This window comes from Nocardiopsis sp. CNT312, assembly GCF_000515115.1.
In the GTDB taxonomy this organism is placed as follows: Bacteria; Actinomycetota; Actinomycetes; order Streptosporangiales; family Streptosporangiaceae; genus Nocardiopsis.
Genome location: NZ_KI911538.1, coordinates 1 through 22,988, shown reverse-complemented (window position 1 = coordinate 22,988; position 22,988 = coordinate 1). Strand labels below are relative to the sequence as shown.

The 22,988-nt window shown below is 70.6% G+C and carries 23 protein-coding genes; 6 read left to right on the top strand and 17 right to left on the bottom strand.

Annotated features, from left to right (window positions below):
• Positions 1-261, bottom strand: a complete 261-nt coding sequence (locus B042_RS24045) for a hypothetical protein (RefSeq protein WP_036555754.1) — start codon at positions 259-261, stop codon at positions 1-3.
• Between the two features lie 126 nt (positions 262-387).
• Here B042_RS24045 and B042_RS0120290 point away from each other — a divergent pair, with 126 nt between their 5' ends.
• On the top strand, positions 388-984 hold the full coding sequence (locus B042_RS0120290) for a Uma2 family endonuclease (RefSeq protein WP_028649879.1): 597 nt from the start codon (positions 388-390) through the stop codon (positions 982-984).
• A 115-nt stretch (positions 985-1,099) separates the two neighbouring features.
• A complete protein-coding gene (locus B042_RS0120285; protein WP_028649878.1) occupies positions 1,100-2,431 on the top strand; it encodes an amidohydrolase in 1,332 nt (443 codons plus the stop codon).
• 154 nt (positions 2,432-2,585) lie between these two features.
• On the opposite strand, the gene B042_RS0120280 is transcribed toward B042_RS0120285, so the two are convergent.
• The 6 genes from B042_RS0120280 to B042_RS24560 form a co-directional block, all read right to left on the bottom strand.
• Positions 2,586-3,428, bottom strand: coding sequence for a phosphotransferase (locus B042_RS0120280; protein WP_028649877.1), 843 nt, complete (start codon positions 3,426-3,428; stop codon positions 2,586-2,588).
• Positions 3,400-5,469: an aldo/keto reductase gene (locus B042_RS26775; protein ID WP_231494158.1), complete on the bottom strand. Its 2,070-nt coding sequence runs from the start codon at positions 5,467-5,469 to the stop codon at positions 3,400-3,402. Before B042_RS26775 ends, B042_RS0120280 begins: the two co-directional genes overlap by 29 nt.
• A 9-nt stretch (positions 5,470-5,478) precedes the next feature.
• Positions 5,479-5,616: a hypothetical protein gene (locus tag B042_RS26280; RefSeq protein WP_197024375.1), complete on the bottom strand. Its 138-nt coding sequence runs from the start codon at positions 5,614-5,616 to the stop codon at positions 5,479-5,481.
• 207 nt (positions 5,617-5,823) lie between these two features.
• Entirely contained in the window at positions 5,824-6,078 is a 255-nt protein-coding gene (locus B042_RS0120255) for a hypothetical protein (protein WP_155989264.1), read from the bottom strand.
• 434 nt (positions 6,079-6,512) lie between these two features.
• Positions 6,513-6,773 carry a hypothetical protein gene (locus tag B042_RS24035; protein ID WP_155989262.1) on the bottom strand — a complete coding sequence of 87 codons (261 nt, stop codon included), beginning with the start codon at positions 6,771-6,773 and terminating at the stop codon, positions 6,513-6,515.
• A gap of 5 nt (positions 6,774-6,778) precedes the next feature.
• Positions 6,779-6,964 (bottom strand): ATP-binding protein, encoded by a 186-nt coding sequence (locus B042_RS24560; protein WP_028649872.1) that lies wholly within the window; start codon positions 6,962-6,964, stop codon positions 6,779-6,781.
• Between the two features lie 371 nt (positions 6,965-7,335).
• Between B042_RS24560 and B042_RS0120230 the strand changes: the two genes are divergently transcribed.
• The 3 genes from B042_RS0120230 to B042_RS25960 all read left to right on the top strand — a co-directional run bounded on the left by B042_RS0120230 (position 7,336) and on the right by B042_RS25960 (position 8,782).
• Entirely contained in the window at positions 7,336-8,319 is a 984-nt protein-coding gene (locus B042_RS0120230; protein ID WP_081748909.1) for a helix-turn-helix transcriptional regulator, read from the top strand.
• Positions 8,316-8,492, top strand: coding sequence for a DUF397 domain-containing protein (locus B042_RS25415; protein WP_081748908.1), 177 nt, complete (start codon positions 8,316-8,318; stop codon positions 8,490-8,492). The genes B042_RS0120230 and B042_RS25415 overlap by 4 nt, the downstream gene beginning before the upstream one ends.
• A 131-nt stretch (positions 8,493-8,623) precedes the next feature.
• A complete protein-coding gene (locus B042_RS25960) occupies positions 8,624-8,782 on the top strand; it encodes a hypothetical protein (protein ID WP_197024373.1) in 159 nt (52 codons plus the stop codon).
• A gap of 20 nt (positions 8,783-8,802) precedes the next feature.
• Here B042_RS25960 and B042_RS0120215 read toward each other — a convergent pair whose 3' ends face one another.
• The 3 genes from B042_RS0120215 to B042_RS0120205 form a co-directional block, all read right to left on the bottom strand.
• On the bottom strand, positions 8,803-9,570 hold the full coding sequence (locus B042_RS0120215) for an ABC transporter permease subunit (protein ID WP_028649869.1): 768 nt from the start codon (positions 9,568-9,570) through the stop codon (positions 8,803-8,805).
• Positions 9,567-10,280 carry an ABC transporter ATP-binding protein gene (locus tag B042_RS0120210; protein WP_036555802.1) on the bottom strand — a complete coding sequence of 238 codons (714 nt, stop codon included), beginning with the start codon at positions 10,278-10,280 and terminating at the stop codon, positions 9,567-9,569. Before B042_RS0120210 ends, B042_RS0120215 begins: the two co-directional genes overlap by 4 nt.
• Positions 10,281-10,535: 255 nt before the next feature.
• Positions 10,536-11,792 carry an RNA polymerase sigma factor gene (locus B042_RS0120205; protein WP_028649867.1) on the bottom strand — a complete coding sequence of 419 codons (1,257 nt, stop codon included), beginning with the start codon at positions 11,790-11,792 and terminating at the stop codon, positions 10,536-10,538.
• 440 nt (positions 11,793-12,232) lie between these two features.
• Between B042_RS0120205 and B042_RS24025 the strand changes: the two genes are divergently transcribed.
• Positions 12,233-14,089, top strand: coding sequence for an FHA domain-containing protein (locus tag B042_RS24025; protein WP_081748907.1), 1,857 nt, complete (start codon positions 12,233-12,235; stop codon positions 14,087-14,089).
• Positions 14,090-14,174: 85 nt separating this feature from the next.
• On the opposite strand, the gene B042_RS0120195 is transcribed toward B042_RS24025, so the two are convergent.
• The 7 genes from B042_RS0120195 to B042_RS24005 all read right to left on the bottom strand — a co-directional run.
• On the bottom strand, positions 14,175-14,600 hold the full coding sequence (locus B042_RS0120195) for a YciI family protein (protein WP_028649866.1): 426 nt from the start codon (positions 14,598-14,600) through the stop codon (positions 14,175-14,177).
• Positions 14,601-14,700: 100 nt separating this feature from the next.
• The gene (locus tag B042_RS24020) at positions 14,701-16,023 is read right to left on the bottom strand and encodes an MFS transporter (protein WP_051415847.1); all 1,323 of its coding nucleotides are present in this window, start codon (positions 16,021-16,023) and stop codon (positions 14,701-14,703) included.
• Entirely contained in the window at positions 16,020-16,553 is a 534-nt protein-coding gene (rraA, locus tag B042_RS24015) for a ribonuclease E activity regulator RraA (RefSeq protein WP_051415845.1), read from the bottom strand. The genes B042_RS24020 and rraA overlap by 4 nt, the downstream gene beginning before the upstream one ends.
• A 17-nt stretch (positions 16,554-16,570) precedes the next feature.
• Positions 16,571-17,605 (bottom strand): PLP-dependent cysteine synthase family protein, encoded by a 1,035-nt coding sequence (locus tag B042_RS24010; protein ID WP_155989260.1) that lies wholly within the window; start codon positions 17,603-17,605, stop codon positions 16,571-16,573.
• Between the two features lie 9 nt (positions 17,606-17,614).
• Positions 17,615-18,451 (bottom strand): GHMP kinase, encoded by an 837-nt coding sequence (locus B042_RS0120170; protein WP_197024372.1) that lies wholly within the window; start codon positions 18,449-18,451, stop codon positions 17,615-17,617.
• A gap of 395 nt (positions 18,452-18,846) precedes the next feature.
• Positions 18,847-19,044, bottom strand: a complete 198-nt coding sequence (locus tag B042_RS0120165; protein WP_028649864.1) for an MbtH family protein — start codon at positions 19,042-19,044, stop codon at positions 18,847-18,849.
• The coding region (locus B042_RS24005) for an amino acid adenylation domain-containing protein (RefSeq protein ID WP_036555749.1) at positions 19,041-22,988 on the bottom strand (3,948 nt) is incomplete at its 5' end. The genes B042_RS24005 and B042_RS0120165, both read right to left, overlap by 4 nt.

The window sequence follows — 22,988 nt, the reverse complement described above, 5'->3', positions numbered from 1 at the left end:
TCACACGGTATGCCCGGTCGACATCCGGCCAAGATCGTCGTCCGCAAGGGCCCGGACCTCCCCGGTCGTGATGACCGTGCCCAGGTGGACCACGGGCAGCCCGGTCCTGGCGCTCCGGGAAATACCCCCAGCACCGCCGTTCTGGCCCAACCCACGACACATCAGTTCGGTGACCGTCTCACCGAGTGAGCGCGATGTGTCCTCGGCGATGGACAGTGCCTGCCGGTACAGGTCGTCCGGGATCTCGATCGTCGTTCTCATAGGCACATCATGATGTTCGGATGTCACGTTGTGAAGGGAGTGGGCGGGAGCCGCCTCTTGTACGCTGGATTCCGGACTCCGCGACGCGCAGTCGGCGCCCGTATCCAGCCTGAAGGGGATATCGCCATGACCGTGATGGAGCACTCCTCGCCCAGATCCCCTGTCGAGAAGCTCAGCGTCGCACAGTTCGAGGTCATCGCCCAGGCCGCGGCTCGTGAGGACGTCACCCTCGAATATCTCAACGGTGAGATGGAGATCCGGACCGTGCCCGACAGCGACCACAACGCGATCCTCATGTGGTTGACGCGTCAATGCATGGCCCAGCGGGCGGACCTGGACCTGAACGTCACCGGGCAGGGCCTGAAGGTGGACGCCTACCGCAAGGGCCGGGTCCGGCCGGACGGTCTCCTGGCCCCCGTCGACCACTTCATCGGTCAGGGCGAATGGGCCGATCCCCGCGGAGTCCTCGCGGTCGTCGAGGCGACCTCCTGGGACGTTGACACCAACGCCCGGGACCGGGTGGAGAAGGCGCAGGCCTACGCCGCCTGCGGCATCGGCGTCTACCTGCTCATCGACCGCGACGACGACAGCGTCACCGTGCACGGCGAGCCCGTCGACGGCCGCTACCGGAGCATCACCACGCTCGGCTACGGCCACACGGTCGAGATCCCGGGTACCGGGATCGTGCTGAGCACCGGCGAACTCAAGCGGTACGCCCGGTAGGTCTCGGCTCCCAGGTCACCGCGGGTGTGGGAGCGTGGTGAGGATTTGCCCGCGTTTACACCCATCGTGGGGGAGGTCCTGCCTACGGTGGCCACAGCGAGCACCGGGAGGGACGATGACCGGGACGACCATCGCGGATGTGGCCCCGCTGCACGAAGCCGTCGACCGGCGGGCGGCGGCGATCGAGTCCAAGATCGTCGCGTGGCGCCACCACCTGCACGCGCACCCCGAACTGCCCAACCGGGAGGCGGAGACCGCCGCCTTCGCCGCCGAGCACCTGCGCTCACTGGGGCTGGACGAGGTGCGCACGGGGGTGGCCGGCCACGGCGTGGTCGGCGTCCTGCGCGGCGGCCTCGGCGGGGACCGCGTGGCGGCGCTGCGCGCCGACATCGACGCCCTCCCGGTCAAGGAGGAGAGCGGTGTCGGCTTCGCCTCCACCGCGGTCGACGCGGACTACCCCGGCGGCCCCTTCCCCGTGGCGCACGCCTGCGGCCACGACTGCCACACCGCGATGGTGATGGGTGCGGCGGAGGTCCTGGCCGGTATGCGCTCGGACCTGCCGGGCACCGTTCTGTTCGTCTTCCAGCCCGCCGAGGAGGGCCCTCCGGTGGCCGAGGAGGGCGGGGCCCGCAGCATGGTCGGCTCTCCGGCCCTGCGCGACCCGGCCCCCACCATGGTCTTCGGCCTGCACGTCGTCCCGCTGCCCAAGGGCGTGGTGGGCTACCGGGCGGGCCACCAGTACGCCGCGTCCTGCATGGTGCGGATCACCGTCCACGGCAAGCAGGTGCACGCCTCGATGCCGTGGATGGGCCTGGACCCCATGCCGCCGGCGGCCGACATCGTCTCCGCCTGCGGGCAGATCTACCGGCGGATCCCCGCCACCTCACCGGTCACCGTCTCCATCGGCCACGTGGAGGACCAGGGCCGGTTCAACATCATCGGTGAGACGGTCACCCTGTGGGGGACGATCCGCTGCCTGCACGACGGGGACATGGACACCGTGCGGGACCACCTGCGCCGCACCGCCGAGCACACCGCACAGGCCCACGGCTGCACCGCGGAGGCCGAGTTCCTCCAGGACGTGCCCGCGGTGGACAACACCCCCGAGTGGACGTCGGCCGCGCTGCCCACCCTGCGCCGGGTGGTGGGTGAGGACCGGGTCAAGCAGACCGAGCCCAGCCTCGGGTACGACGACGTGTCGGAGTTCGTCCGGGCCTTCGGCGGCGTCTACGTGATGCTCGGCTGCCAGGACACCGAGTACGCCCACGGGGCCCTGCGCTCAATCCCCGGCCAGCGCGGATCGGCGGCCAACCACAACCCGGCCTTCTACGCCGACGACTCGGTCCTGCTCACCGGGGCGCGGCTGCACGCCACCATGGCCGTGGACCACGTGACCGGGCGGGTGGACCCGGCCCTGACGGGGCAGCCGGGCCCGCCCGCGTTCTGAGCCCGGCCGCCCCGCGCGGCTCAGGCAGGGACACCCGTGCCGCCCGCCTGGCGCTGGTGCCGCTGCTGGGGGTTCGGCGGCTCTCCGAGCGGTGTCCGCAGTGCGGGACGAAGGGCCTCACCCGGATCACCGAGCGAGGCCCCGCGACGTGCGACTACTGCGGAGCGAGTACGTCGGCGGCGAGCCTTTCCGCGTAGGGCCTCAAGCGCGCGTGGAGGTCGTCACGCTCCGACGCCTGGATGATCTCCGCGCAGATCACCAGTTGGGCGAGACGGCCGGGGCCGGTGTTCAGCATGTCGCCGAACACCTCACGGACTTTCGCGGCCGTGGCCGGGGCGGGCAGGGCGTAGGCCAGGAGGACGGCCGCGTCGTACCCGGCCGGTGCCGCCCCCCAGCCCTCCCAGTCGATGATCTCCAGTGGATCACCGGTGATGTTGCCCCAGTGGAGGTCGCCGTGCGCGGACTCCCAGCGGGGCACGGTCAGGTCCGCGCCCTCCAACACGGGGATGAACCGGGGAATCCGGTCGATGTACGCCTGCGTCATCACTTCCCTGCCCGGAGGCACCGCGGTACTGCGGACCTTCTCCACCCAGGTGCGCAGGCTCTTCCACCAACGGTCGTCCACGTCGACCGGAGTCGACAGGTCCGGGGTGGGAGAGAGGACCTCTCCCCGAAGGCGTGTCCACAGGGTGGCTTGGAACGCCGCCCCCTCTTCCTGCCAGGTGTGTTCGCCGAGCATCACCGGGCGAGGAATCGCCTCGTCCAGCAGAGTGTCCGCGAGCGCCGCACCCTCCCAGATCTTCCCCCCTGGCCGGGATGCGGCGATCAATCGCAGCCAGGCCGGGTGTCCATCGGCCGCCGTCACTGGGCCGCTCAGGGTCCGGCCTCCCAGCCCGGAGCACAGGGGGACGTCGGCAGCGGCAGAGCTCTTCAGGCTCTCGGCCGCGTGATGCCACCGGTCGGTCAGATCATCGGGAAGGCGGGGCGAGGACGTCACAGAGTTCCTTGAGTCGATGGTCGGGCAGGGGCTCTCGGATCGCTTCGACCGCCTGCTTGTAGTGCGCGCTGTCGGTGGTGCTGATCAGTACCCCCGTCAGCCCCGGTACGGACGAGGCGAACTTCAACGCGGCCTCGACAGGGCTCGCTCCGGGGTGTACCGCCTCAGCCAGGCTCGGGTTGATCAGACGCAACAGCTCTCCTCCGTGGAGGGGCGCCGAAGCCCACACCTCCAATCCTGCCTCGTCGGCCTGGGCGATGGGACCGCTTCCCGCGAGGGCCTGATGGACGGGGGCGATCTTCACCATGGACACGGGAAGCTGGATCGCGGACAGTCCGGTCTCGGGGCCGCCCGCTGCCTCCTCGGCGAGGCGGAGGAGATCGGCGAGGGTGAACGTCCCGGACTCGAACCCGTTCCACGTGGACACGCCGTAGCCGCCGATGCCGCCCGAGGCGTACAGGTCTTCCAGTACCGCGAAGGCTGAGCGTAGGCGCTGGTGGAGGTCGCCCCGTTCCTCATGGTGGTGCTCGGGGTTGTGCAGGTAGACCAGGTCGGGGGAAGTTCGTTTGAGTTCCGTGCGCGACATGGCGACCTGGTGGCGGACGTAGTCGGGGGCGATGCTGTGGCGGAAGGCCGCCTCCTCCTCAGACAGCGCTGTGCTGGTGAACGCGACCCGCGCCTGTCCCTCGGTCATGTACCCCACCTTGGTGGAGACCCGGACCTCAGGATGATCACGCAGCACGGGAGCGATCGCGACCTGGTGCGTGCCGCCCCCGTACACAGGGGCGGTGTCGATGAGAGGACAACCGTCCGAAGCCGCGATACTCGCTGACGTCACAGCGTCGCGGCTTCGGTAGGTCCCCATGCCGATGACCGTCATGCCTCGCCCTCCAGGACCAGAGCCCCGTCGTCCATCAGCCTGCGGAACAGGCCGAGCAGCGCCTTCTCGGACACGCTGGGGACCAGCGCGTTCAGCTCCTTGATCGAGGCGGGACCAGCGTGGTGCAGGTGAGTGATCACGGGGGCGACCTTGTCCGGGAGCCGCCAGCGCCGCCCCTGGGCGGAGTAGACCACCTCGCCACCGGTCTCGGTGACGGTACCGCGCAGGGAGGCGAACCGGACGACGGCGGTAGGAGCCAGCTCGCCGGTGACGGCGACCGCGTGCCGGAGAGGTCTCGTCCTGGTGGCGCCAGTACTCTTCCACTACTTCCGGGGCTCGGAGCCGGTCTGTCACCAGCTCGGAGATACGTCGTGTCCAAGCCGCGTACTCATCGGGCGCTCGTGGAATGTGGGCCCTGACTTCGTCGTGCTCGATCAGCTTGTTGACGAGCCAGCGGAGGAAGTTCACGCCGGTCGTGGTCACCAGACCGCACGTCAGGTGCAGACTCGGTTCGCCCTCGGAGGCGGCGACCGCGTGCCAGCATCCGCGCGGAACGTGAAGGACGTCCCCGGGCTCCATGACGAACTCGTCGATGATCTCCGTGGGCTCTTCTTCGGCGAACTCCACATCATCGTGCAAGGGGGCGATTCGGGTGGTGCCGTAGATCCGCCACCGTTTGCGTCCCGATACCTGGAGAACGATGACGTCGTGGTCGTCCCAGTGCACCCCGAACCCCTCCTTCGAGGTCCAGGAGGCGTAGGCGTTCACCTGGATGCCGGTTCTGAGCCAGGCTTCCAACTCGCTGATGAGCCGCCCTATCGGCGGGTGCATCTCGTCGATGGCGTCCAAGACCAGGGTCGCGCCCTCGCGGAGCCGCTGGTGGAACAGGTGCGGGACCGGTGCGTTCCAGTCGGGCATGCGCCGGTACTGCCTGAGCCGGGTGTACTCGCCCGCGTCGATCACTTCACCCGCTGACAGTCTCATCCGAGGCGAGTCCAGGCGCTGAGACGAGAGCAGGGTGTTCAGGTCCGACCAGGTGAGCAGGTGCCGGAAGGCATCCCGCTCGTCCTCGGGAGCCGGGTAGTGGCGGTGGGTGCGGCCGAGCACCTGGGCGGGGAAGGTGTCCCCGCCCAGACGGCCGCTGATCAGGTCAGCGGTCACAGTGCTCTCCTAGCGGATGCCGTCGTTGGTGTCGCCCCTGCCGGTGCTGCCCCCGTCCGAGGGCTGCTCGGCACGGGAGCGAACGGCGGCGATCTCCTCGACCGCGACGTTCAGTTCCTCGTCCGCGATCTGCGTGCTGGCGTCCATCAAGATCTCCTCACGTCGTGTTGTTGTGTGGGCGTCCTCCGTGAATGGGAGGAGCGCGAGGCAGTGCGTCGAACACGCGGACCTTGCTGAAGGGCGGATGGGGATGGGCCTCTTCCCAACACCTCTCGTGCAGTGGGGCGAAGCGGGAGAGATGGGACGGCGCGCTCCCCAGATGGGCCATGGGAGGTTGTGCACCGCCGTGCTGATCTAGGACTGGGGTTCAGGGCCGGAGGGGGCGGGCTCCAGAGCAGGGCTGTCGGAAGGGTGCAGGGCGAACCAGGCGGTGGCACCGTTGGCGTTGCTGTCCACGCCCCAGGTGGTGTCGCGGGTGAGGACCAGCCGCGGACCGGACTCATCGGCCACGAAGGCGATCTCGGCCCGGTTCCGGTGCGGCTCGGTCTCGGGGCCGCTGCTCGGGTCGACCACCTGCACGTAGATCGGAGCGGGGCAGGTGATAACCACGCACGGCACCCCCGGACCGGCAGGGGACTCCTCCGAAGGCGGGTGCGCCCCGGTGCCGCGCGGTCCGGGCCGGTCCTCGTCCTCCGATCTGGGTGCGCCCAGCGCTTCCAGCGCCTGGACGCAGCGGCGGATGTTGGTGGCGTGTCGGCCTTTCTCCAGGCGGGAGACGGCCGACTGGGACAGGCCGCTGATGTTGCTGCGACAGGTGCCTGGTGCCCGGGTGGCGGCGCAGGAGGCGGATCACCGCCGACAGGTTCAGGGCGCGCACGGCCTGGACCATCGCGGGTTCCTCCCACACCTGGGAGGGGATGCAGGTGCATCGGTAGGCCGGTGCCCCGCCTTGGCGTGGGCTGCCGCAGTGCCTGCACAGGGAGAACATCGTCCTGGTCCGCTTTCCGCTCATCGTCGGTGTCGTGGGTGTGGGTCCCGCCGGATCAACGGGGCTGTCGGTGTTCGGAGGGCGCGGGTGCCGCAGTACCGGTCGCAGGGCGGCCTGCCGCCTGTCGCTGTGCCATGGCGTAGAGCCGGTCCGGATCGGGGTCGGAGAGGACGGGCGCGGTGGCGGTACCGCAGGGCAAGGCCCAGTAGCGGCGGCTGGCCGGTCCCCAGAGCACGACCCAGCGTGAGCCGACGGCGTGTTGGAGCCGCCGGGCGGTCGCGTAGAAGGGCCGGTCGTCCTCGACGTGCCATGCCACGGCGGTCACCGCCCCGGGAGGCGGTCGACCTCGAACCACACCGTTGTGCGCCTCTGGCCGCTCTCGTAGCCCCACCGGGAGGCGAAGGCGTTCACCAGACGCAGGCCGAACCCTCCGAAGCGGCCGTCCTCCTCGGTGCCGAGGGGCCGGATGCAGGGGACGGTTCCGTGGCCGGGGCCTTGGTCGACCACTTTGACCTGGGTGCGCTGTCCGTTCTTGGCGACGGAGACGTGACCCTGCCTCCCGGGCCGCCGCTGCGGCTGTGCCGAACCGAGTTCGTGAACAGCTCGGTGACCAGCAGGTCCAGGAGTTCCGCTTCGCGGGGAGGGCGTCCGGCCCGCATCCGTACGAGTCGCCTGACCAGGTGAGCGTGCTCGGGCACGCCGGCCACGGCGACAGCGACGCCGGTCGGCAGTGGTGCGCCCGGGGTGGCGATCGGAGCGCGGATCGCTTCGTCGGTCACGCGCTGAGGGGGCGGAAGGACTTCGGCTGAACCCGCAGGGGGCTCAACCTGCAACTCAATCGATTCCCCCACACAGATCACCTCTCACCTCTGGTCGGCATGTTCGGAAGTACTCAGCAGCTCTCGGCCGCCAAAAGGAAGCATGAACTTGGAGCAGGAAAGAAGCCAGAGATGCCGCACAATCAGGGCCGATGTGAGAGTGATGCATCATTCTGCGTCATCGTTGCGGAGCTGACGCGGCAATCTCTATGGCATAGTGCTCGCATGGCAACTGAATCCCCTCACTACGCCTGGCGTGAATTTGGTGCCAAACTGAGCTATTTGCGCAATATGTCTGGGTTGTCGCAGGAGGATCTAGCCAAGCGGTGTGGGATGGCGAGAAGCACGCTTGGCGGCCACGAGACGGGCCACCGAAAACCTAGACGCAGAGACGTGGAGAGCCTGGACAGAGAGCTGGGCGCCCACGGAGGTGTTCTACGGGCTTGGGAGACCGCGCGGCGGCTCGACGACAACCCGGAGTGGTATCGCGAGATCACCGAGGCTGAGAAGTACGCGATCAGTATCGAGATATTCCACTCGGCACTCATCCCGGGGCGATTCCAGACACCCGATTACGCACGTGCCGTTCTGACCGACTGTCGTCCCGGTGACGACCCGGCCAACGTTGAGCGTCTGATGAAGATCAGGACCTCGATGCTGCCGAGACTGCTCTCTCAGAACCGCCCAAGAATGCTCGTGGTGCTCGCGGAGTATGTGATCAGGCACACGATCGGATCACCGGAGATTCAGGCAAAACAGCTCGATCACCTGCTGAAGCTCCAGACCGATGGGACTCTCCGCTTACTGATCGTCCCCTCAGGAACGGAGAACCGGGCAGGGGTGGCAACCGGCCCCTTCAGGCTGATCTCCTTCGAGGAGCGGTTGCCTCTGGCCTATGCCGAGCACGCTTCTGGGGGCGTGGTCATCGACCAGCGTGATGAGGTCAGGCGCTTGGGCGCTATCTTCGGAGAACAGATGTCCTGGGCGCTCACCCCCGCAGCGTCTCTGGACCTGGTAAAGCAAGTGAGAGGTGACCTGGCATGACCGCCGAGTGGCACAAGTCCTCGTACAGCAGTGGCAACAACGAGTGCGTGGAGGTGCGGGAACACGCGTCAGGCGCCGATGTGCGCGACACCGCCCACCGCGACGCGGGACACGTCACGGTCCCTCTGAGCCAGTGGGTAGCACTCATCGCTGAGGTTCGCAAAACCCAGTAGGTGAACGAGGCTGATCTGTCCCGGGGAGCCCCCGCCCCAGGGACTCAGCCGTGGACACAATGTCTACGGTCAGTGAAGGGACCACCGGTGGCAGAGACACCGATCCAGCGCGTTCGGGTCGATCAGAAACTATGGGATGCGGATCGGCGGCCAACCACAACCCGGCCTTCTACGCCGACGACTCGGTCCTGCTCACCGGGGCGCGGCTGCACGCCAACATGGCCGTGGACCACGTGACCGGGCGGGTGGACCCGCACCTGTCGGGGCAGCCGGGCCCGCCCGCGTTCTGAGCCCGGCCGCCCCGTGCTGCTCAGGCCACGTCGCGGCGGAGCGTGGTGGCCGCGGCCAGGGCGATCGCCACTGCGGCGTAGCCCGCCAGGACCATGGACGCGCCCCACACCGGCAGCAGTTCCATGGCCCCCATTCCGTAGTCGACCCCGGTGTCGTAGAGGGCGGAGACCGCACCGCCGGGCAGCCACCGGCCGACGTCCTGGAGCTGGGGCACGACCACCAGGATCGGCTCCAGCATGAACACCCACAGGATTCCGACCACCAGGGCGGCGACCTGGTGGCGGATGAGCGCGCCCACGCCCACACCGATCACGGTGTAGGCGACGTGGGCGGCCACGGAGCCGAGGAGAACGCGCGGCACCTGGTTGTCGACCAGGTTCAGCTCCCCTCCCCCGGCCAGGATGGAGGCGCCGGCGACCACGGCGGACAGCCCGACCACGACCGCGCCGAACAGCAGGCCGACCAGGGCCGCGGCCACGGCCTTGGCCAGGACCACGGGCAGTCGGCGGGGGCTGACCAGGAAGGTGGTGTTGACGGTGCGGTGCTGGTATTCCGAAGTCACCACCACGATGCCCACGACCAGGGCGAAGAGGGTCCCCGAAGCACCCATGGGCCAGACGGCCCCGGCGTACTCGGCGCTGTCGGCGGCGAAGCCCCCCTCCATCCCGGCGGAGACGATGATGAGGCCCAGGGACAGCCCCACCCAGGCCAGGGCGGCCAGGAGCATGATCCACCACAGCCGGGTGGTGAAGACCTTGCGGAGTTCGGACCTGACGAGCGCGGTCATCGGCTACCTCCCACGGGCTGTTCGGAGTTCTCCTGGTCGGTGAGGCGGAGGAAGGCCTCGTGCAGGCTCTCCCCTCCCCCGGTGAGTTCGCTGAGGGTCCCCTGGTGGACGAGTCGGCCCCGGGCGATGATGACGACGTTGTCCACGGTCTGCTCGACCTCGGCCAGGACGTGGCTGGAGACGAGGACGGCGACGCCCCTCTCGTGCGCCTGGTAGTCCAGGAAGCGCCGCAGCCAGTCGATGCCCCGCGGGTCCAGGCCGTTGGCGGGCTCGTCCAGGATCAGCACCCTGGGGTCGCCCAGCAGCGCCCCGGCCAGGGACAGGCGCTGGCGCATGCCCATCGAGTACCCGGCGACCCGTTTGCCGCCGGCCTCGGCGATGCCGACCTCGTCGAGCACCTCGTCCGCCCGGGAGAGCGGCAGGCCCTCGGCGTCGCACAGGGTGCGCAGGTGGTTGCGGCCGCTGCGCCCGGGATGCAGGTTGTTGGCCTCCAGCACCGCGCCCACCTCGGAGGCGGGGGCGGGCAGGCTCGCGTAGGGACGGCCGCCGAACAGCCCCTCACCGCGATCGGGGCGGACCAGGCCGAGCAGGCACCGCAGGGTCGTGGTCTTGCCCGCACCGTTGGGCCCCAGGAATCCGGTGACCGTTCCCGGCTCCACCGTGAAGGACACCCCGTCGACCGCACGGTGGCCGCGGAACGCCTTCGATATGTTCCTCACTTCGATCGCCGACACTTCTTCCTCTCCATACAAAGACACAGAGAAGAGCCGACCGCACCTTTCAGTACATCGCGCGGAAGACTTTTCTCCAGAATAAAGAAGAATCTAACAACTCCTTGTCCCCCTGAGAACTGAGGTATGCCAGCAGAAACGCATGACATTTGTCAGTGGCGCGGGCGGGCACGCGGAGTGTAGGTAGCGGAACAACGGAATCCGCAGTTCAGAACGGATCCACGGGGTTCGCTATCAGCCGGATCGGGCGCGTTCCAGGAGGAGTTCGCGCTCGCGTTCGTTGCGGGTGAGTTCCGCGGCACGCTCGAATTCCGAGCGCGCCTCGCCGCTGCGTCCGAGCCGGACCAGAAGGTCGCCGCGCACGGCGGGCAGAGGGTGGTAGCCCGCCAATTCCGGTATCCCCCGGAGCGCGTCGACGATCTCCAACGCGGGAGCGGGCCCCAGGGCCATCGACACAGCGACCGCCCGGTTGAGCTCGGCCACCGGTGACCGGGTGAGCCGGACGAGCCGCTCGTACAGGAGGGCGATCGCGACCCAGTCGGTGTCGTCGGCGCCGAGGGCCCGGGCGTGTTCGGCGGCGATCCCCGCCTGGAGCGAGTAGGCCCCCCGCGGTTCGGCGGGGTCACGGGGCACGGAGCGGGCCAGCGAACGCAGGCCCCGGGTGATCAGGAGCCGGTCCCAGCGCGAGCGGTCCTGGTCGGCCAGCGGCACGGGTCGGCCGTCCGTCCCAGAGCGGGCGCGAAGCCGTGAGGCCTGCAACTCCATGAGGGCGAGCAGCCCGTGCACCTCGCGCTCCTCGGGCAGCAGCGCGGCGAGCACCCGGCCCAGGCGCATCGCCTCCTCGCACAGGTCCGCGCGCGTCCAGTCCGCACCGGACGTGGCGGTGTAGCCCTCGTTGAAGACCAGGTAGAGCACGTCCAGCACGGAGGAGAGCCGGGCGTCGCGGTCCGCTCCGGCGGGCACCTCGAAGGGCACCCTCCTCTTGGCGAGGGTGCGTTTGGCCCGCACGATCCGCTGCGCCACGGTCGGTTCGGGCACCAGGAAGGCGCGGGCGATCTCGTCCGTGGACAGGCCGCCGAGCATGCGCAGGGTCAGGGCCACCCTCGCCTTGCCGGACAGGACCGGGTGGCAGCACACGAACATGAGCCGGAGGACGTCGTCGCCGTAGTCCTCCTCCAGCGCGGCGTCGAACTCGGCCTGCCCGTCGTTCTCGGCGGCCCCGCGCCCGAGGTCGGCCATGCGGTCCTTGAACCGCTCGTCGCGGCGCCAGCGGTCGAGGACGCGGCGTTTGGCCACGGTGGTCAGCCAGGCGCCCGGTGTGCTCGGCACACCCTCCTCGGGCCACTTCTCCAAGGCACTGACCAGAGCGTCCTGGGCGAACTCCTCGGCCAGGCCGACATCGCCCACCATCCGGGTGAGCGCTCCGATGAGGCGCGCCGACTCGATGCGCCAGACCGCCTCCACCGCGCGCGTGGTATCCCCGTGGCTCACGGTGCAATGAAAGCACCGCAGGTCACACACCGCAAGCACGCTCCCCGCTTTGCGAAAGGCCACAGAAACAGATTCGACCCGCGACCGAAAACCGCCCACGCCATCGTCGCGGGTGACCTCCCTCTCCACCGCCCGGCGGGGCCGTGCGTGCGCACACCGTGGCACGGGCGGGAGAACACCCCGACCGGGGGAGAAGCGTCACCCGCTGCTCATCCCCGGTGCACGGACCGAGGCGACCGGGCCGGCCGGCACCCGTGCGGGCGGGGTCGTGGCCGCGTTCCCGCTCCCCCACGGGGTAGGCAGGCATCCGTCCGGAATACCTGCTGTGTGAGGGATTCCGGGAAAATCAGATCCGCAGGCCGCCCTCCCGCGTCCCAGAACGAGAAGGCCGCCCCAGGCCCCCGAGCAGAGCCCGTCCCCCTGACAGAAAGAAGCAGGCTGTGTCATTCGAGATCGTCGGCCGTGAAGGCCCCTTCGCCCAGCAGCGGTTCCCGGTGGGCGATGTGCCGATCACCTTCGGCCGCCACGCCAGCAACAGCGTGGTGGTCGTGAGCAAGCTGGCCTCCCGCTTCCACGCGGAGATCCTCCCCGAGGGGGGCGTTTACGTCCTCTACGACCGTGAGAGCAGCAACGGGACCACGGTCAACGGCGAGCCGACGGCGTCCCACGTCCTGCGCCCCGGCGACCTGATCACCATCGGCGACGAGGTGTTCTGCTGGGAGCCCTCCGAGACGCAGGAGGCCAGCCCTCCGGTGACCCAGTTGTTCGTCCGCCCCGACGCCGCGTCCGGACCGGTCATGAACGTCACGGTCTCGGGCGGCGGTCCCGTCGGCCTGGCCTTCGCCCTGCTGACCGACCACCTCCTCGGCGGCCGGGCGTCCGTCACCGTCTACGACGCGCGCTGGACCCGCGACAACGGCCGTGTCGTGTGGAAGAACGAGAAGCAGGGCAACGTCCGGCGCCAGCAGGTCGTGACGATCCAGAGCCGCCAGTACCTCAACCTCTCCGAGGAGATGCAGGAGCGGCTGTTCGCACCCGGCACCTACACCGAGATGTGGCCCTCGGGCGCCGACTCGATCCGCGGGCTGGGCCCGCGCAACATCCGCATCTCCCGGATCGAGGACGTCCTCCTGGAGATGGCCTCCGAGCGGCCCGGGCGCATCAGGCTCGTCCCCGAGAAGTTCAACGTCACCGAGGACCCGAACGCCTTGGACGACACCCACGTGCTCGCGGTGTGCGAGGGGTCGCGCTCCCGCAGCCGGGAGCACTTCACCAAGAAGTTCGGGCAGGCGGACACGTCGATCTACTCACTGGACGGGCAGCACCTGGAGGACGTGGTGCTGGGCCTGCGCGTCAAGTCCAAGCTGTCGGACCCCGCGACCGTCCTGCTGACCGTGGCGCAGAACCGCTACCTGCTGAACTCGCTGGAGGGCCAGGGCTTCCTCAACATGCGCCTCACCGACGCCGAGGCCCGGGAGGTCGTCGGGATCGACCCGGTCCGACAGGTGTTCGAGCAGTGCATCGGCTCGCGCCCGTGCGTGATGGCGCGCGACGGCGAGGACGACGACTTCAGTTGCTCCACCCACAACTCGCTGTTCCTGCCCTCCCTGATCAAGGGGTCGCCCCTCTGGAAGCGGGTGCGCCAGGGGCTGGAGCTGTTCGGTGTGCCCGAGTCCGACCTCAAGGCCGTCACCGCCTTCCGGCTGAGCATGGTGCAGCGGCCCCGGTTCACCGCGGAGCTGCGCTCACCGGGGTCGAGGAACCCGGGCACCTACGGCTTCCTGCTCGGTGACGCCGCCAACGCGATCCACTTCTGGCCCGGGCGGGGGCTCAACAGCGGCCTGGCCTCGGCCATCTCCCTGGCGCGCTCGCTCAGCAGCGCGTGGAACGGCCGCCCCTTCCGCGACTCGGACTTCATCCGCCACGAGGCGGCGATGTCGATGCTCCAGTACCGGCACAAGAGCCGGGCCTGGAAGGCGATGGTGACCGCCGCCGACGACGGCTCGGAGATCGCGATCAAGGACAAGATCGCCCAGAGCATCGAGGCACCGGGCTCCGACCGGGAAGCGGACCTGGAGACCCTGCTGGAGCGGCTGGGTTCGATCCGCGAACGGCTGTCCGCGCGCATCCCGGGCATGCCCGACGACGCGTCGCTGCGCGACCACCTGGGCGGCCTGAGCGACGAGACCCTGCGCTCCCTGGTGGCCGGCGGCCCGTGGGACACGCTGACGGTCGGCGGCGAGGAGGTCGACATCGACATCTTCTACCGGGAGGAGGCCGAGGCGGCGAAGGGCTGACGTTCGCCCGGGGGCGGGCCACCGGCAGCGGCGGCCCGCGGTGCCACCGGCACCGCGGGCCCCGGTCCGGTCCCAGTGCCCCTGGTCAGTACCCCTGGGAGCGCAGCTCGCGCTCGCGCTCCTTCAGTTCCTCGGGCATCTTGTCCAGATCCTCCAGTTCGGCGATCCGGCGCAACTGGAGCTTGAGCACCACGTCGCTGTCGGCCGGCGGGTGCGGGCAGCGCCGCGCCCACTCCAGCGCCTCCTCGTGGGAGGAGACCTGGAGGACCCAGTACCCGGCGATGAACTCCTTGGCCTCGGTGAAGGGGCCGTCGGTGACGGTCACCTCACCGCCCCGGAAGACGATCTCGGCCCCCTCCGACGTGGGGGCGAGCCCCTCACCGGTCAGCAGGACACCGGCCTTGATCATCTCCTCGTTGTAGGCCGCCATCATCTCGTAGACCTCCGGCGGGTTGTCGTGGTCGGTGGCCTCGGACTCCGGGGTGGACATGATCGACATCAGGTAGCGCACGGCCTTCGCCTTTCCGTTCCTGGTGAGGGCTCTTCTCCCCCGCTCTCACCTACCCGTCGAACGGCCCCGCGCCGGATCGACACGCCCCGGACAATTTTTCTCAGGCCCCCTCCCGGGCCGCCGCCACGACGGCCGCCTCCGCCTCGTCGGCGCGGGCGGTCAGCGCGCGCAGGCCGGGGACGGCCAGAACCAGGGAGACGAGCAGGACCGTACCGGCGGCCACGGGGACGTAGTGGAGTTCCACCCGGCCCAGCAGGCCGCCCAGGAGCGCGCCCACCGGGGCGAGGCCGAACCCGAGGACCTGGATCACCGACATCACCCTCCCGAGGCGGTCACCGGGCACGATCATCTGCGCCGAACCGATCATGACGACGTTGGAGACCGTCATGGCGGTTCCGAGCAGCATCCAGGCCAGAGCCGCGAGGTAGGCGCTGGGGGCCAGGCCGAACGCCAGGCAGCACAGCCCCATGGCTCCGAAGGACACGAGTTCGGTGCGGAACCGGCCCAGTTTCGCGGCGACCTTGCCGACCAGCGCCGAACCGAGCAGCGCCCCGACCGCTGAGGAGGCCAGGAACACGCCGTAGAGGGCCTCCGGGACACCGAAGTGCTCCTGCACGAGGAGGACCAGGACACCGGCCTGGGCCATGAACGCCATGTTCACGACCACCCCGAACAGGACGGGGGAGCGCAGCGCCCGGTCGCCGAACACGAATCCCAGACCGGCACGGATCTCCGTGAGGACGGCGCGGACGGCGCCGGAGGCCGCGCCCCCGGACGTCCGCGGGGCCGGTTCGCCGCTCTCAGGGCGGCGTACCGCCAGCGGGAGGCCGAGCAGCACCAGGGCCCCGAGGACGTAGGCACCGGCGTTCACCGCCAGCGGGAGCGCGGTCGCGACGACGAAGAGGAAGCCGGCCAGCGGGGCGCCGCCGAAGTCCTCCGTGACGGTCTTTCCGCCGACCAGGCGACCGTTGGCCCGGTCCAGCCCGTCAGCCGGGACCAGGTCGGGCAGGGCCGCGCGCCCCGAGAGGTCGTAGAAGACCTCGCAGAGCATCACCGTGAACATCACGGCGTACAGCACCCAGATGGACGCGGTTCCGGTGGCCACCAGCACGGCCAGGACCGCGATGGCACCGCCGCGCACGAGGTTGGCCGCGACCATGAGCGTGGCGCGGTTCACGCGGTCCACGACCACCCCGGCGATGAGGCCGCACAGGAGCCACGGCAGGAAGCGGGCCACCATCAGACCCGACACCAGGATCGGGTCGTTGGTCAGCATCGCCGCCACCATGGGCAGGGCGGTGAGCATGATCCCGTCGGCGAGGTTACTGAGCAGGCTTCCGGCCCAGAACCTGTGGAAGGCCGGGCCGAGCCCGGGCGGACTCGGTGTCGTCGGCTGCGAAACGCCGTGGGCAGGGGTGGTCATGACCTCTCCTCGGAAGGGGTGCGGAAGGGGGAGAAAGGCGGGAGTGCGTCCGGTGGGCCGGTCACGACACCGTCCCCGTCGGCGAAGAGCAGGTGTCCCGGCAGGAACACCGCGCCCCCGGAGGAGACCGGTCCGTCGAGGGTTCCGGCTCCCGCACTGGACGGCCTGCGCGGGTTGGTGCCCAGCGCGAGCACGCCGATGTCGATACGGGAGAGTCCGAGGACGTCGCGCACCGCGCCGACGACGACGATCCCGGCCCATCCGCGGTCGGCGGCGGTCTGGGCGAGGTTGTCCCCGACCAGGGCGGTGTGCAGCGATCCGCCGCCGTCCACGACGAGGACACGGCCCCGACCGGGTTCAGCGACCGCGTCCTTCACCAGGCCGTTGTCCTCGCGGCAGCGCACGGTGGCGACGGTCCCGTGGAAGGATCCGCGGCCCCCGTAGCGCAGGAACTGGGTCCGGCAGCTCACCAGGGCGGGGTAGGCGTCCATGAGGTCCGCGGTGGCCGGGTGTGTGGTGGTGCTCGTCATGGTCGTGGACTCCTCGGTCAGCCTGCGGAAACGTGTTCGGGTGCGGGGCGGCGGCCCCACTCGATCCGCGTCCAGTGCGGGTCGGTGGCCTCGGGGCGCTCCACCAGGAGCGGCTCCTCCGGCAGGTCGGGGGCCCAGTGCCCGTGCTCGCGCAGCCACGGCTCGCTGTAGACGGTGTCCTGGTACCGGTAGCCGTCGTCGGGGAAGACGGCGACGGTGCTCTCCCCGCCGTCGCGCCGGGCGTACCAGTCAGCGGCCAGGTGGGCGGCGCCGCTGGTGGGGCCCACGAACATGCCGCGCTCGGAGAACAGGCGGCGTGTGGTCTCGAACGCGGCCGCGGCGCTCACCCAGTGCACCTCGTCGTAGGAGCGGTGGACGACGTTCCCCGGCCGGATGCTGCTGCCGAGGCCGCGCAGCGCCCGAGGGCCGTTGTCCAGGCCGAAGATGACGCTGCCCGGGGTGTCCACGCCGACCACCCGCGGATCCGCTCCGAACAGGCGGAGCGCGCTGGAGATGCCACCGCTGGAACCGCCCGAGCCCACCGGGCCGACCAGGCGGTCCACCCGGCCGACCGTCGTGGCGATCAGCTCGGCCACCGGAAGGTACGCACCGGGGTTTCCGGGGTTGTCGTACTGGCCGGGTACGAACGCACCGGGCAGTGCGCGGCGCAACTCCTCCAGGCGGGCCAGGCGCGCGCCCTGGATACCGCCCGGGGCATCGAAGTCGTCGACGATCTCGACCCGGGTCCCCAGCATCTCCAGCCGGGTCCGCAGTGCGGGGTCGATGGCGGGGTCGCCGACGATCGTGAGCGGGTGCCCCCAGTGCCTACAGACCAGGGCCAGGCCGAGGGCGAAGGTCCCCGAGGAGGTCTCCAGCACGGGTGCGCCCGGTGCCAGGAGCCCGCTGGACCGGGCCTGTTCGACGATGTGCTTGGCCGGCAGGAGCTTCATGAGGCTGAAGACGACCGCGTGGAGGTTGGGGCGCAGGCGCACGATACGAGGCATGACCATCGCCTCGACCATCGAGCCGTAGACCGCGGGTGGCTGGTTCATCGGGGGTCCCTACTTTCGTGCGTGGGCGGAGAAGCGCCAGGTGTCCTCGACGCCGAGGTCGCCGAGCATCCGTTCGGCGCGGTCCCGGGCGTCGTCGATGTCGGGATCGCGGCCGTCGAACATCAGGCCCGCGATGTCCCCGCTGTGCGCCACCTGGATCCCCACGGCCCCGCACCGGCGGACGAGGGCCTCCAGGTCCGCGAATCCGGGGACCGGGAGGTGGCGCTGGTTGATCCTGCTGCTGGCCCAGGCGACCGCTCCGACCCCCGCCGGGTCCTGTGCGGCCACGGCCTCGCGCAGTCCGGCGCGCAGGTCGGCGAACTCGGCGACCTCGCCGGGGCCGTAGGCGGCGGGCCGCATGTCCAGGGTCGAGATCCCCGCGCCGTCCCGGCTGGTCCCGAACCCGAGCACGGACAGGGGCGGCAGGGGAGCGGCGAACTCCTCGACCAGGACCCCTTCTCGCTGGGCGAACAGCACCGCCCGGTCGCCGAACATCAGCGAGTCCGAGGCCAGCTCGGCGCGGACCGCGAGCCGGGCCGTCACGGCGCTGTCGGGTCTGCGTCCGCAGGCGTCGTGGACCGCCAGGACCGAGGCGATCACGTCGCTGGTGGAGGATCCGAACCCGCGGGCCAACGGGACGTCGGACTGGAGGTAGAGGTGCCCCCCGGTGTAGGAGCGGCCCAGGGCCGCGAGGGCCTCGGCCGCGGCCCGGAACGCCTTGGTCCTGTCGGGCGGACTCACCGTGAGCACGGGGGCGGGGGAGGGCTCGAAGACCACGTAGGAGCGGTAGAGGTCGCAGGGCATCGTCACCAGCCCGCGGACGGGCCGCCCCTCGTGCTCGAACATCCCCTGAAGGATCTCCCCGTGGTGCGCCAGAGAGGAGCCGAAGCCCATACCGACCGCGCGGGACGCGGCTCGGGGGGCTCGGGACGTCCTCGGGGAGCTTGTGTCACTGGTCGTCTCGTCTTCCGATGTCCGCATTCCGTTACCCATTCCGTGGCACATCGCCGCACACCCGGCTCCGGTCAGGAAAGACACTACGGAGTCCGGGCCCGCCCGCCAGGCAGTGCGGGGCGGCAGCCGACCGGCAGTCCCACCAGGGCTTTCCCGAATACGCGAGAGCCCCGGACTCGGAGGTTCGCTCCGAGTCCGGGGCTCTTCGCCGGCCGACGGCCCGTAGCCGTCGGCCCGAACCGGTCCCGCTCGTGGCGGGCACCGGGGACGTCACCGGGCGGGCGGGGTCAGCCGACCAGGCTCGCGGGCCGGATGTCGGCCCAGTTCTCCTCGATGTAGTCCAGGCATGCCTGGCGGCCGTCCTCCTCCTTGGCCACGGACCAGCCGGCCGGGGTGTCCGCGAAGGACGGCCACAGCGAGTGCTGGCCCTCCGTGTTGACCAGAACGCGGAAGCGGCCCTCGGTGTCCTCGAAGGGGTTGGTCATGTCAGGATCTCCTTCACTGCGCCGCGGTGTGCGGCGTCGTCGGTGGTGTCCAACCGCGCGGCCAGGATCCCGCCGATCTGTTCGATCGGTCCTGGGTCCGCCATGCGCGCGTGTGTCGCCCCGACCCGGTGTACGTCGATCTCACCTCCCACATGCTCGGTCCAGGCACCGGTGTCGGGTGTTCCGTCCATCCGTCCCAGTTCCGCCCGGAAGAAGGTGACATCACCCTCGAAGACACCCGGGACGAAGTTCTGTGCGATCTCCACGTGGTTGACCGCGGCGGTGACCAGCGCGGCCACCTCGGGCTCCTCGAAACCGGCCAGGACCGGGTCCAGGCGGCGCAGTTCGGTCACCGCCCGGTCGAGGTCGAAGGGCTCCTCCCGCTCCTGTGCGGTTCCGGGATCCTCCGGAGTCCGGCCCAGGAGCATGCCCAGCATCTGCTCGTGGCCGGGCGCGGACGCACCCTCGATGCCGTGGGCGGGGTAGGAGTCCATCAGGGCGAGCAGTTCGACCTCCTCGCCCCGTTCCTGGAGGGCGGTCGCCATGGCGTGGGCGACCAGCCCCCCGAAGGAGTAGCCCAGGAACCGGTAGGGCCCCTCGGGCTGCACCTCCCTGATCCGGCGGAGGTAGTCCGCCGCGATCTCCTCCACGCTCGCGGGAAGCGCGTCAGGTTCCCTCAGCGCCCGGCTCTGCAACCCGTAGAGGGGCCCGCCGATCCGGCGGGCCAGACCCGCGAAGCACCAGCTCATCCCCGCGGCGGGGTGGACGCAGAAGAGCGGACGCCCCTCGCCCTCCGGTTGGAGGGGCAGCAGGACGTCGAGGGCGCCGGCGCGGTCCCCGCCGCCGAGGAGCCCGGCGACCGTGGGGGTCTGGAAGAGGTCCCGCACCCGCAGGTCGAGTCCGGTGTCCTCGTTGATGCGGCTCACCAGGCGGGTGGCGAGCAGGGAGTGGCCGCCCAGGTCGAAGAAGGAGTCGTCGACCCCGACACGGTCCAGGCCCAGGACCTCGGCAAAGATCCGGCACGCGATCTCCTCCCCGGGCGTGCGGGGGCCGCGCCCCCGGGAGAGCGCCCCGTAGTCGGGGGTGGGCAGGGCACGGCGGTCCAGCTTGCCGTTGCCCGTCAGCGGAAGCCGGTCCATGGGCACGAACAGTGAGGGGACCATGTAGTCGGGCAGGGTCTCGCCCATGCTCCGGCGCAGTTCCGCCCGGTCCAGGCCGTGACCGGGGTCGAGCACCACGTAGGCGACGAGCCGCTTGTCTCCGGGGCGGTCCTCGCGGACCACCACCGCGCACTGGGACACCCCGGGTCTGGAGCCGAGTACCGCCTCGACCTCGGCCGGCTCGATCCGGAACCCCCGGATCTTGATCTGTCCGTCGATCCGGCCGATGAAGCGGATCCGGCCCTGCCGGGTCCAGCGCACCAGGTCCCCGGTCCGGTACATGCGGCGACCGGGCTCTCCGAGCGGATCGGCGACGAACCGTTCCGCGGTCAGGTCCGGGCGCCCGACGTATCCGCGGGCCACGTGCGCGCCGCCCACGTACAGTTCACCGGTGGCCCCGGGCGGGACCGGCCGGAGCCGGTCGTCGAGGACGTACATGGTGGTGTCGTCCATGGGGGTGCCCAGGTGGACCTCGTCGAGCCGGCGCTCCCCGGTGCCGAAGGCCTGGTAGCTCGACCACACGGTCGTCTCCGTGGGCCCGTACCCGTGGACCACCGCTGTGTCGGGGCAGTGGTCCAGGACCCTCTGGAGGGCGCCGGGTGAGGCGACGTCCCCGCTGAACCACACTTCGCGCAACAGGGCGAGGGCCTCCACGCACTCGTCGGCCATGACGTTGAACAGCCCGGTCGTGAAGTAGGCGGCGGTCACGCCCCCGTCCCGGACGGTGTCGGCCAGGACCCGGGCGTCGCCGTCGGTGCGCGGTGCCAGGACCAGGGTCGACCCGCGCAGGAGCGGTACCCACATCTCGTAGGTGGACGCGTCGAACCCGTAGGCGGAGTGCACCATGACCCGGCGGTGGGCGTCCCCGTCCCAGCAGCGGTCCAGGGCCAGGCCGACGACGTTGCGGTGGTCGACCGCCACGCCCTTGGGCCTGCCGGTGGACCCGGACGTGAACATCACGTACAGCAGGGCCAGGTCCCCGACCCGTACCCCGGGGCTGCGCCCGGGGCCGTCGGCGGGCAGGGCGTCGACCACGGCGACCGGCGTCCCCCGCCCGGCCTCGGCGACGACGACGCCGTCGCGCGCGCCGCTGTCGGTGAGCAGGGCCCGGGCCCCCGTCTCGGCCATGATGGTCCGCACCCGGGAGGCGGGGAAGGAGGCGGCCAGCGGGACGTAGGCGGCCCCGCACTTGACGACCGCGAGGGTGGCCACCATCTGGTGGACGGAGCGGTCCATGAGCACGGCCACCGCGGACTCGGGCTCCACGCCGAGGGCGATCAGGTGGTGGGCGAGCCGGTTGGCGCGCGTGTCCAGTTCGGCGTAGGTGAGGCTCTCATCCCCGCTGACCAGGGCCACCGCGTCGGGGGTCTCGTTCACGCGGTCCTCGAAGAGTTCGTGGACCAGGGCGCGGGGAGGCGCGGTGACGGCGGTGCCGTTGTACTCCTCCACAGCATGCGTGTACTCCTCCTCCGTCAGGACCGGCAGGTCGCGCACCCCGGTGGCGGGGGCTGCCGAGGCGGCGTCGAGCAGGCGGCACAGCCGGGCCGCTAGCAGTGCGGCGCTCTCGGCGTCGAACAGGTCGGTGGCGTACTCCAGGCCACCGTCGAGCCCGGCGGGGGCACCGTCGGGTCCGCGGCGCTCCCTGAGGACGAAGGTGAGGTCGAACTTGGCCATGCCCGTGGCGCAGGGCTCCTCGGCCACGTCGAGTCCGGGCAGCCCCAGGGAGGCCCCGGCGTCGTTCTGGAGGGTGAGCATGACCTGGAAGAGCGGGTGGTGCGCGGTGGAGCGGGCGGGGTTGACCGCCTCCACGAGCCGCTCGAAGGGCAGGTCCTGGTGGGCGAAGGCGGCCAGGTCGGCCTCCTTCACCCGTTCCAGGAGCGCGCCGAACCCGGGGTTGCCGGAGGTGTCGGTGCGCAGGACCAGGGTGTTGACGAAGAACCCCACCAGGTCCTCCAGTGCCGTGTCCGCGCGTCCGGCGACGGGTGTGCCGAGCGGGACGTCGGAGCCGGCGCCCATCCGGTCCAGCAGGACCGCCAGGGCGGCCTGGACCGCCATGAACAGGGTGGCGTCGTGGTCGGCGGCGACCTCGGCGAGCCTGCGGTGGACGTCCGCGGGGACGTCGAAGGTGAGGACCTCTCCGCGGTAGGAGGCGACGGCGGGCCGGGGCCGGTCGGCGGGCAGGTCCAGCGCCTCGGGGACGCCCTCCAGGGCCTTCTTCCAGAACTCGGTCTGGACGTCGAGGGGGGTGCCGTCGGCGTCGTTCTCCAGGAGGCCGCGCTGCCAGAGCGCGTAGTCGGCGTACTGGATCTCCAGCGGCTCCCAGTCCGGAACCGCGCCCCGGGACCGGTCCCGGTAGGCCCGCCCCAGATCCCGCAGCAGCGGACCCATCGACCACCCGTCACCGGCGATGTGGTGCACCACCAGCACCAGCACGTGCTCACGCTCCGACTCGCACAGCAGCCACGCCCGCACCGGAACGTCCCGCTCCAGATCGAACGTGTGCCGCACCATCCGCGCGACGTGGTCGGCGGTGTCGGCCGCCCCTGTCCCCACCCGGGCGAGGACAGGGCGCGCCTCCTCGCAGGAGAGCACCCGCTGGTGGGGGTCGCCCTCATGGGAGGGAAACACCGTCCGCAACGCCTCGTGCCGCTCCACCACGTCCCCCAGCGCCGCCTCCAGGGCACCGGCGTCCAGGGCACCGCGCAGGCGCAGCACCACCGGGATGTTGTAGGTGGCGCTCGGCCCCTCCACACGGTCCAGGAACCAGAGTCTGCGTTGAGCGTA

Excerpts from the sequence above, each read along its gene's own strand:
- rraA (WP_051415845.1), bottom strand. The coding sequence starts at position 16,553 with ATGACGAGCACCACCACACACCCGGCCACCGCGGACCTCATGGACGCC.
- B042_RS0120285 (WP_028649878.1), top strand. The coding sequence starts at position 1,100 with ATGACCGGGACGACCATCGCGGATGTGGCCCCGCTGCACGAAGCCGTC.
- B042_RS26280 (WP_197024375.1), bottom strand. The coding sequence starts at position 5,616 with ATGGACGCCAGCACGCAGATCGCGGACGAGGAACTGAACGTCGCGGTC.
- B042_RS0120290 (WP_028649879.1), top strand. The coding sequence starts at position 388 with ATGACCGTGATGGAGCACTCCTCGCCCAGATCCCCTGTCGAGAAGCTC.
- B042_RS24045 (WP_036555754.1), bottom strand. The coding sequence starts at position 261 with ATGAGAACGACGATCGAGATCCCGGACGACCTGTACCGGCAGGCACTG.
- B042_RS25415 (WP_081748908.1), top strand. The coding sequence starts at position 8,316 with ATGACCGCCGAGTGGCACAAGTCCTCGTACAGCAGTGGCAACAACGAG.
- B042_RS0120170 (WP_197024372.1), bottom strand. The coding sequence starts at position 18,451 with ATGTTCGAGCACGAGGGGCGGCCCGTCCGCGGGCTGGTGACGATGCCC.
- B042_RS24010 (WP_155989260.1), bottom strand. The coding sequence starts at position 17,605 with ATGAACCAGCCACCCGCGGTCTACGGCTCGATGGTCGAGGCGATGGTC.
- B042_RS25960 (WP_197024373.1), top strand. The coding sequence starts at position 8,624 with ATGGGATGCGGATCGGCGGCCAACCACAACCCGGCCTTCTACGCCGAC.
- B042_RS0120165 (WP_028649864.1), bottom strand. The coding sequence starts at position 19,044 with ATGACCAACCCCTTCGAGGACACCGAGGGCCGCTTCCGCGTTCTGGTC.
- B042_RS0120215 (WP_028649869.1), bottom strand. The coding sequence starts at position 9,570 with ATGACCGCGCTCGTCAGGTCCGAACTCCGCAAGGTCTTCACCACCCGG.
- B042_RS0120230 (WP_081748909.1), top strand. The coding sequence starts at position 7,336 with ATGTTCGGAAGTACTCAGCAGCTCTCGGCCGCCAAAAGGAAGCATGAA.
- B042_RS24020 (WP_051415847.1), bottom strand. The coding sequence starts at position 16,023 with ATGACCACCCCTGCCCACGGCGTTTCGCAGCCGACGACACCGAGTCCG.